Below are 7,920 nucleotides of genomic sequence, written 5' to 3' on the forward strand. Positions count from 1 at the left end.
GCCGAGGCCGGCCTGGGCGGGGGCGGAGGTCGCGCCGTCGGCGGCGGCGGCTGCGGCGGCCTGCGGGACGGCGATCTCGCGGCCGTCGGCGAAGCCGCTCACCGCGTACACGACGGCCGGCAGGTCCGCCGAGACGTCGACGGTCCAGGCGGCCCGCTGCTTGTCGCCGAAGCCCGAGGCCGCGGTGCCGGCGAAGGCGACCGGACGGGGCAGCAGATCGGTGCGGGCGCCGAGGTGCTCGTTGTTCCAGCGGTTGTGAAGCGCGCGCATGGTGGCGGCGTCGGCCTTGGTGATCAGGATGCCCACGGTCGTGACATCGGTGGAGGTCGCGTCGGTGTACGTCGCCCGCAGCAGCCGTAGGCAGCCGAGCGGGTCCAGCACCTTCGCGAGCAGCGGGTCGAAGGCGTCCGCGCAGTCGCTCTCCGGCGCGACGCCGATCCGGGTCCACGTCCGGTCGGAGCCGCCGGGTCCTGCCGCGCGGCCCTTGACGGTGCGCGGGAAGAGCGTGTCCACGGGCGTGCTGTGCCACAGGCCCCGGGTCGCGCTGTAGGCGCTGGCCGAGGCTTCCGCCGGGGTCGGCTCATCGGCCCCCGCACCGTGGTTGATCAGGGCGCCCGCGACCGCGCCACCGAGCAGGCCGAGGCCCAGGACCATGCACAGCGCCGCCATCGCGGTCCGCTGGGGGCGCGGGGCGGCGTGCTGGGTGGGGGCGTGGAGGTGGGCGTACGCGGTCTGCGCATTCGGCGGCTGCGCGTGCGCCGGCTGCGCCGGATACCGCGGAGGGTGTGGCGGGGGCGGGGGTATCGGGCGCGTACTACGCGGTGGCGGAAAGCCCGGGTGCGGCGGCGCCGGATGCGGTCCGGATCCCCCACGGTCGACTCCGGTGCTCACCCGGCGCCCCCTCGTCAGATGCGTTGTCACAGAATGCGCGTCACTCTACGGGTAACCGGACGGGTAATTGTCAGGTGGGCGGGATCGGTTGCCCCTACCGCCGAGTAGGGGCATTCTGGCAAGCTGCCCGCATGTCTGATCGCGCAGCCGATCGCGTCCGGTACGACCGGGCCACGGCACACCTCGACGCGCCGGTGGCCATCGTCGACCTCGAAGCCTTCGATGCCAACGCCGCGGATCTCGTGCGCCGGGCCGGCGGCAAGCCCATCCGGGTCGCGTCCAAGTCGGTGCGCTGCCGGGCCCTGCTGGAGCGGGTTCTGGGGCGGGACGGCTTCGCCGGGATCATGTCCTTCACCATGGCCGAGTCGCTGTGGCTGGCCCGCGCCGGGTTCAATGACATCCTGCTGGCCTATCCCTCGGCGGACCGGGCGGCTTTCGCCGAGCTGGCCGGCGATCCGAAGCTCGCGGGCGCGGCCACGGTGATGGTCGACGACGTGGCGCAGCTCGACCTGATCGACGCGTCGCGTGGTGGCGGCTCGGAGATCGTCCGTGTCTGCCTGGAGTTGGACACGTCGCTGCGGCTCCTCGGCGGCCGCGTACGGATCGGTGCCCTGCGCTCGCCGCTGCGCGAGCCCGCGCAACTCGCGGAGTTGGCGCGGGAGGTGGCCCGCCGGCCCGGCTTCCGGCTCGTCGGCCTCATGGCCTACGAGGGCCACATCGCGGGCGTCGGCGACTCCGTCGCGGGCCGGCCCTTCCGGTCCCGGGCCATCCGGCTCATGCAGGCGACTGCCCGCCGCGAGCTGGCCACCCGCCGGGCCGAGGTGGTGCGGGCGGTGCGCGCGGTCGCCCCCGGGCTCGAGTTCGTCAACGGCGGCGGCACGGGCAGCGTCCAGCACACCGCCGCGGAGGAGTCGGTCACCGAGATCGCGGCCGGCTCCGGCCTCTTCGTCCCCCGCCTCTTCGACAACTACACCTCCTTCCGCGGCCGCCCTGCCGCGCTCTTCGCCCAGCCCGTCGTCCGGCGCCCCGGCGTCGGCATCATCACCGTCCTCGGCGGCGGCTACCCCGCCTCCGGCGCCGCCGGCCCCGACCGCCTCCCCGTCCCCTACCTCCCCGAAGGCCTCCGCTACGACCCCCAAGAAGGCCCCGGCGAAGTCCAGACCCCCCTCATCGGCTCCGTCGCCGACGACCTCCTCCTCGGCGACAAAGTCTGGTTCCGCCACGCCAAAGCCGGCGAACTCTGTGAACGCTTCGACTCCCTCCAGCTCATCGAAGGCGACCGCGTGGTGAGCACCGCCCCGACCTACCGTGGCGAGGGCAGGACGTTCCTGTAGCCGGTGCGGGTGCTTGCGCGTCCGCCGGGTGATCGGGTCGGGGGCGGTCCGGGGTAGGTCCTATGAGGCAGCTATCCTCGCCGGCTCGGAACTGCGTCGCCTTAGCGTCTCTACGACCCACCCCGACACGCCCCCGACCCACCCACGAACCGAACGCGCATCGCCCGCGCCCAACCACACCGGGCAACCGGGCGGGAGGGCGGGCAAAAAAGCCCCCGGCACCCCCGGAGGGCGCGGCATAGGGTGCGGACATGAGTGATCCTGTCTTCCGGCGGGCGACAGCCGCCGACATACCGGCGATCGTGGCGATGTTCGCGGACGACGGCCTCGGCCGGGGCCGGGAAACCCCGGACGATCTGGAGCCGTACTACGCCGCGCTCGAGCAGGTGGCCGCCGATCCGAACCAGCACCTCACGGTGGCGGAACGAGATGGACGGTTGGTGGGGGTGCTGCAACTGTCGGTCATTCCCGGGCTCTCGCGACGCGGTACGACCCGGTCGATCATCGAGGCGGTCCGCGTGCACAGTGACGCCCGCGGCACCGGCCTAGGGACGGATCTGATGACCTGGGCCGTCGAGGAGTCCCGCCGCCTCGGCTGCACCCTCGTACAGCTGACCTCGGACAACGCCCGCACCGACGCGCACCGGTTCTACGAGAAGCTGGGCTTCACGGGCTCGCACGTGGGATTCAAGCTGCAGCTGTGACGAACCGGCCCTGGGAACCGACGAGGGGGGCACCTCCCAGACGGAGTCTGGGGGAGAGTCCGGCGCAGCCGGACGAAGCAAGCGCAACGCCCGCGAGGCGGCGTCAGGAATGGGTTGCAGCTGTGACCAGCCCGCGCAGCACCCGCTCGTCGTCGCCCATCTCGGGGTGCCATTGGACGCCGAGGACGAAGGGTTCGCCGGGGAGTTCGACGGCTTCGATGGTGCCGTCTTCGGCATGGGCGCTGGTCAGGAGGCCGGGGCCGAGGCGGTCGAGGGCTTGGTGGTGGAAGGTCGGGACGGAGAGGGCCTCGGGGACCAGACCGGCGTAGCGGGTGCCGGGGACGGGTTTGACGGTGTGGGCGCCGAAGACGCCCGTGGGGCCGCGGTGGCCGTCGAGGTGCTGGAGGAGGGTGCCGCCGAGGGCGGTGTTGAGCAGTTGCATGCCGCGGCAGATGCCCAGCAGGGGCAGGCCGGCGGCCAGCGCGGCGTCGATGAGTGCGAGCTCCCAGGCGTCCCGTTCCGGGGTGGGGGGCCCGGTGCGGGGGTCGCGGGGGGCGCCGTAGCGGGCGGGGTCCACGTCGGGGCCGCCGGCGATGACGAGGGCGTCGAGGCGGGCCACCGTGGCGGCGGCGTGCGCCGGGTCGTCCGGGGGGAGCATGGCGGCGAGGCCGCCGGAGCGCTGGACCATGCGGGGGTAGCCGACCGGGAGGAGCGCGGCGGGCAGCTCCCAGGTGCCCCAGCGCACGGAGGGCTCGAGGTAGGTGCTGACGCCTATGAGCGGACGTGACACGTGGGGCCTCCCTGCGGCGCGCGGAATTCTGGTCGCACCGTACCCAACTCGGTGCCCCAGCCCGTAGTTTTGGATCATTCTGACGGCCGGTAGGAGAGGTGGTCCCCGTGGTGCACCGCACAGCCCCGCTCAGCACCGAAGAACTACGGCTTCTGGTGGACACCGGGGAGATCGACACGGTGGTCGTCGCCTTCACCGATATGCAGGGTCGGCTGCAGGGCAAGCGCTTCGCCGCCGCTCACTTTCTCGACGACGTCCTGGAGCACGGCACCGAGGGCTGCAACTACCTGCTGGCCGTGGACGCCGACATGAACACCGTCGACGGCTACGCGATGTCCTCCTGGGCACAAGGCTACGGCGACTTCGCCATGCTGCCCGACCTGGCGACTCTGCGCCGCACCCCCTGGGACGCCGGCACGGCCCTGGTCATCGCCGACCTCGCCTGGCTGGAGGGCGACGCGCCGCCGGTGGCCGCCTCGCCCCGCCAGATCCTGCGCCGCCAGCTGGACCGGCTGGCCGAGCGCGGCTGGTCGGCGTACGTCGGGACCGAGCTGGAGTTCATCGTCTTCCGGGACACGTACGAGCAGGCCTGGTCCGGGGGCTACCGCGACCTGACCCCGGCGAACCAGTACAACGTCGACTACTCGCTGCTGGGCACCGCCCGGGTGGAGCCGCTGCTGCGACGGATCCGCAACGAGATGGGTGCGGCCGGGATGATCGTGGAGTCGGCGAAGGGCGAGTGCAATCTCGGGCAGCACGAGATCGCCTTCCGCTACGACGAGGCGCTGACCACCTGCGACCAGCACAGCGTCTACAAGACAGGCGCCAAGTCGATCGCCGCGCAGGAGGGCTGCGCGCTCACCTTCATGGCGAAGTACGACGCGCGGGAGGGCAACTCCTGTCACATCCATCTGTCGTTGCGGGACGAGGAGGGCGCCCCGGTCTTCGCGGGCGACGGCCCCGGCGGGATGTCGGAGACGATGCGGCACTTCCTGGCCGGGCAGCTCGCCGGGCTGCGGGACTTCTCGCTGCTGTACGCGCCGAACATCAACTCCTACAAGCGCTTCCGCCCCGGGTCCTTCGCCCCGACAGCGGTCGCCTGGGGCCCGGACAACCGCACCTGCGCCCTGCGCGTCGTCGGCCACAGCCCGGCCGCGCTGCGCCTGGAGAACCGGGTGCCCGGCGGGGACGTCAACCCCTACCTCGCGGTCGCCGGCATGATCGCCGCCGGGCTGTACGGGGTCGAGCACAAGCTCACCCTCCCCGCGCCGGTCACCGGCAACGCGTACACCGCCGAGGGCACACAGCACGTGCCGCGGACGCTGCGCGAGGCGGCCGAGCTGTGGCGGGACAGCCCGATCGCGGTGGCGGCCTTCGGGGAGGAGGTCGTGCAGCACTACCTGAACATGGCCCACGTCGAGCAAGATGCGTACGACACCGCAGTGACCGACTGGGAGCGCTACCGCTCCTTCGAACGCATGTGATGAGGTCCCCCGTGCTCGAAGTGCTCAACCCGGCCACCGAAGAGGTGATCGCCACCGTCCCCGCCGCGAGCGCCGAGGACGTCGACGCCGCCGTCGCCCGTGCCACGCGGGCCCAGGCGGGGTGGGCCGCCCTCGCGCCCGGCGACCGGGCGCGGCTGCTGCGCCGCTTCGCCGCCGTCGTGGACGGCCATGCCGACGAGTTGGCCGCCCTCGAGGTGCGGGAGGCGGGCCATACGGTCGGCAACGCCCGCTGGGAGGTGGGCAACGTCCGCGATCTGCTGGACTACGCGGCCGGGGGTGTCGAACGCCTCAACGGCCGCCAGATCCCGGTCCCGGGCGGCGTTGATATCACGTTCCTCGAACCGCTCGGGGTCGTCGGGGTGATCGCGCCCTGGAACTTCCCGATGCCCATCGCCGCCTGGGGTACCGCCCCCGCGCTCGCCGCCGGCAACGCGGTGATCCTCAAGCCCGCCGAGACCACCCCGCTCACCGCCCTCAGGCTTGCGGACCTCGCCCTGGAGGCGGGACTGCCCGAGCATCTCTTCCAGGTGCTGCCGGGCGCCGGGACGGTCGCAGGCGCGGCACTGGTCGAGCACCCCGGGGTGGCGAAGATCGTCTTCACCGGGTCGACGGCCGTGGGCAAGCAGATCATGGCCAAGTGCGCCGACAGCCTCAAGCGCGTGACGCTGGAGCTCGGCGGCAAGTCCCCCAACATCGTCTTCGCCGACGCGGACCTCGAAAAGGCAGCGAAGGCCGCTCCGGGCGCCTTCCTCGACAACGCCGGGCAGGACTGCTGCGCCCGCACCCGCATCCTGGTGCAGCGGCAGGCGTACGACCGCTTCCTGGAGCTGCTGGAGCCGGCCGTCCAGGCCGTCACGGTCGGCGATCCGGCCGATCCGGCCACCGACATGGGGCCGCTGATCTCCGCGGCGCAGCGCGACCGTGTCGCGGCGTACGTGGCGTCGGACGCGCCGGTCGCCATCCGGGGCAGCGCGCCGCAGGGCAAGGGCTTCTGGTACCCGCCGACCGTTCTGACCCCGCACGACCCGGGCGAGCGAAGCGAGATTGGGGGTCCCCCCGACGAAGTCAGGGGGCGGGTCCTCCCCCTGGCTTCGCCGGGGGCACCCCCACCGGCCGAAGGCTGGGAGAGGGTGGCGGTCGAGGAGGTCTTCGGGCCGGTCGCGGTCGTGATCCCCTTCGAGGACGAGGCCGACGCGCTGCGGCTGGCCAACGCCACCACGTACGGCCTGTCCGGCTCCATCTGGACCCGGGACATCGGGCGCGCCCTGCGCCTGGCCCGGGGCACGCAGGCCGGCAACCTGTCGGTGAACTCCCACAGCTCGGTGCGTTACTGGACGCCCTTCGGCGGCTTCAAGCAGTCCGGGCTCGGCCGTGAGCTGGGCCCGGACGCGCTGGCCGCCTTCACCGAGACCAAGAACGTATTCATCAGCACGGAGGACTGATCACGTGACCGAGGAAACAGCAGTGTGCCGCCGTCTGGTCGGCCGTACGGCGGTGATCACCGGCGCCGGCAGCGGCATCGGGCTCGCCACCGCCCGCAGGCTCGCCTCCGAGGGCGCGCGCGTCGTGTGCGGCGACATCGACGAGACCGCGGGCAAGGCGGCGGCCGAGGAGGTCGGCGGCCTGTTCGTGAAGGTGGACGTCACCGACGCCGAGCAGGTGGACGCGCTGTTCAAGGCCGCGTACGACGCCTACGGGTCGGTCGACATCGCCTTCAACAACGCGGGCATCTCGCCGCCCGACGACGACTCGATCCTCACCACCGGCATCGAGGCCTGGAAGCGCGTCCAGGATGTGAACCTGACGTCGGTCTATCTGTGCTGCAAGGCGGTGCTGCCGTACATGCAGCGCCAGGGCCGGGGCTCGATCATCAACACGGCCAGTTTTGTGGCGGTGATGGGCGCGGCGACCTCGCAGATCTCGTACACCGCCTCGAAGGGCGGCGTGCTCGCGATGTCCCGTGAGCTGGGCGTGCAGTTCGCCCGGGAGGGCATCCGGGTCAACGCGCTGTGCCCCGGGCCTGTGAACACCCCCTTGCTGCAGGAACTGTTCGCCAAGGACCCCGAGCGGGCCGCGCGGCGGCTGGTGCACATTCCGCTGGGGCGCTTCGCCGAGGCCGACGAGATCGCGGCGGCCGTGGCCTTCCTGGCGAGCGACGACTCGTCGTTCATCACCGGGTCGGAGTTCCTGGTGGACGGCGGGATCGCGGGCGCTTACGTGACCCCTTTGTAACCCGCTGACCACCGGTCCTCTCACGGGAATCTTAAGCTGAGGGACTTAAAGTGACGCCGTGACGATGACGACCCCTCCCGGCTGGTACCCCGAGCCCGGGCACACAGGCAACGACGCCCCAGCGCTGGAACGGTGGTGGGACGGTACCGAGTGGACCGAGTACACCCGCACCGCCCAGGGCCAGGCCGGCGCGACGGCCGCCCCCGGTTATCCCCCCTACCCCGGTGAGGTGGTCACCGGCGGCGCTCTCTCAGGGCGCCGCGGTGGCCGCATAGCCATAGCCGTCGTGGCCTCGGTCGTCGTCGTGGCCGCCGTCGTCGGCGGCGTCGTCGCCCTCACCTCGGACAACGGCAACAGCGGCAAGAGCGCCGCCGACAGCCAGCCCTCCCCTTCCGCCAGCGGCGGCCCCTTCGGCCAAGGCCCGGGCGGCGGCCCGGGCGGCGGCTCCGGCGGCGGCCCGGGCG

At 72.5% G+C, this 7,920-nt stretch carries 8 protein-coding genes; 6 read left to right on the forward strand and 2 right to left on the reverse strand.

Annotated features, from left to right (window positions below; all coding sequences use genetic code 11):
• On the reverse strand, window positions 1-669 hold a 669-nt coding region (locus EFK10_RS23000), incomplete at its 3' end, for a hypothetical protein (RefSeq protein WP_127357539.1).
• A 353-nt stretch (window positions 670-1,022) separates the two neighbouring features.
• Here EFK10_RS23000 and EFK10_RS23005 point away from each other — a divergent pair.
• Entirely contained in the window at window positions 1,023-2,225 is a 1,203-nt protein-coding gene (locus EFK10_RS23005) for an amino acid deaminase/aldolase (RefSeq protein ID WP_127357540.1), read from the forward strand.
• Window positions 2,226-2,476: 251 nt separating this feature from the next.
• Window positions 2,477-2,929 carry a GNAT family N-acetyltransferase gene (locus EFK10_RS23010; RefSeq protein WP_127357541.1) on the forward strand — a complete coding sequence of 151 codons (453 nt, stop codon included), beginning with the start codon at window positions 2,477-2,479 and terminating at the stop codon, window positions 2,927-2,929.
• A gap of 103 nt (window positions 2,930-3,032) precedes the next feature.
• Here the strand turns inward: EFK10_RS23010 and EFK10_RS23015 are convergent, their stop codons facing one another.
• Complete coding sequence (locus EFK10_RS23015) at window positions 3,033-3,719, reverse strand: gamma-glutamyl-gamma-aminobutyrate hydrolase family protein (protein ID WP_240677408.1); 687 nt, start codon at window positions 3,717-3,719, stop codon at window positions 3,033-3,035.
• 107 nt (window positions 3,720-3,826) lie between these two features.
• Between EFK10_RS23015 and EFK10_RS23020 the strand changes: the two genes are divergently transcribed.
• The 4 genes from EFK10_RS23020 to EFK10_RS23035 all read left to right on the forward strand — a co-directional run.
• Window positions 3,827-5,203: a glutamine synthetase family protein gene (locus tag EFK10_RS23020; RefSeq protein ID WP_127357543.1), complete on the forward strand. Its 1,377-nt coding sequence runs from the start codon at window positions 3,827-3,829 to the stop codon at window positions 5,201-5,203.
• Window positions 5,203-6,666, forward strand: a complete 1,464-nt coding sequence (locus EFK10_RS23025; protein WP_127357544.1) for an aldehyde dehydrogenase family protein — start codon at window positions 5,203-5,205, stop codon at window positions 6,664-6,666. The genes EFK10_RS23020 and EFK10_RS23025 overlap by 1 nt, the downstream gene beginning before the upstream one ends.
• Window positions 6,667-6,670: 4 nt before the next feature.
• The gene (locus EFK10_RS23030; protein ID WP_127357545.1) at window positions 6,671-7,456 is read left to right on the forward strand and encodes a 3-oxoacyl-ACP reductase; all 786 of its coding nucleotides are present in this window, start codon (window positions 6,671-6,673) and stop codon (window positions 7,454-7,456) included.
• Between the two features lie 64 nt (window positions 7,457-7,520).
• Window positions 7,521-7,920, forward strand: a 400-nt coding sequence (locus tag EFK10_RS23035; protein WP_240677410.1) for a DUF2510 domain-containing protein, incomplete at its 3' end; no start/stop codon positions are given.

The sequence above is a fragment of the Streptomyces soli genome (assembly GCF_003999195.1).
Classification (GTDB): Bacteria; Actinomycetota; Actinomycetes; order Streptomycetales; family Streptomycetaceae; genus Actinacidiphila; species Actinacidiphila soli.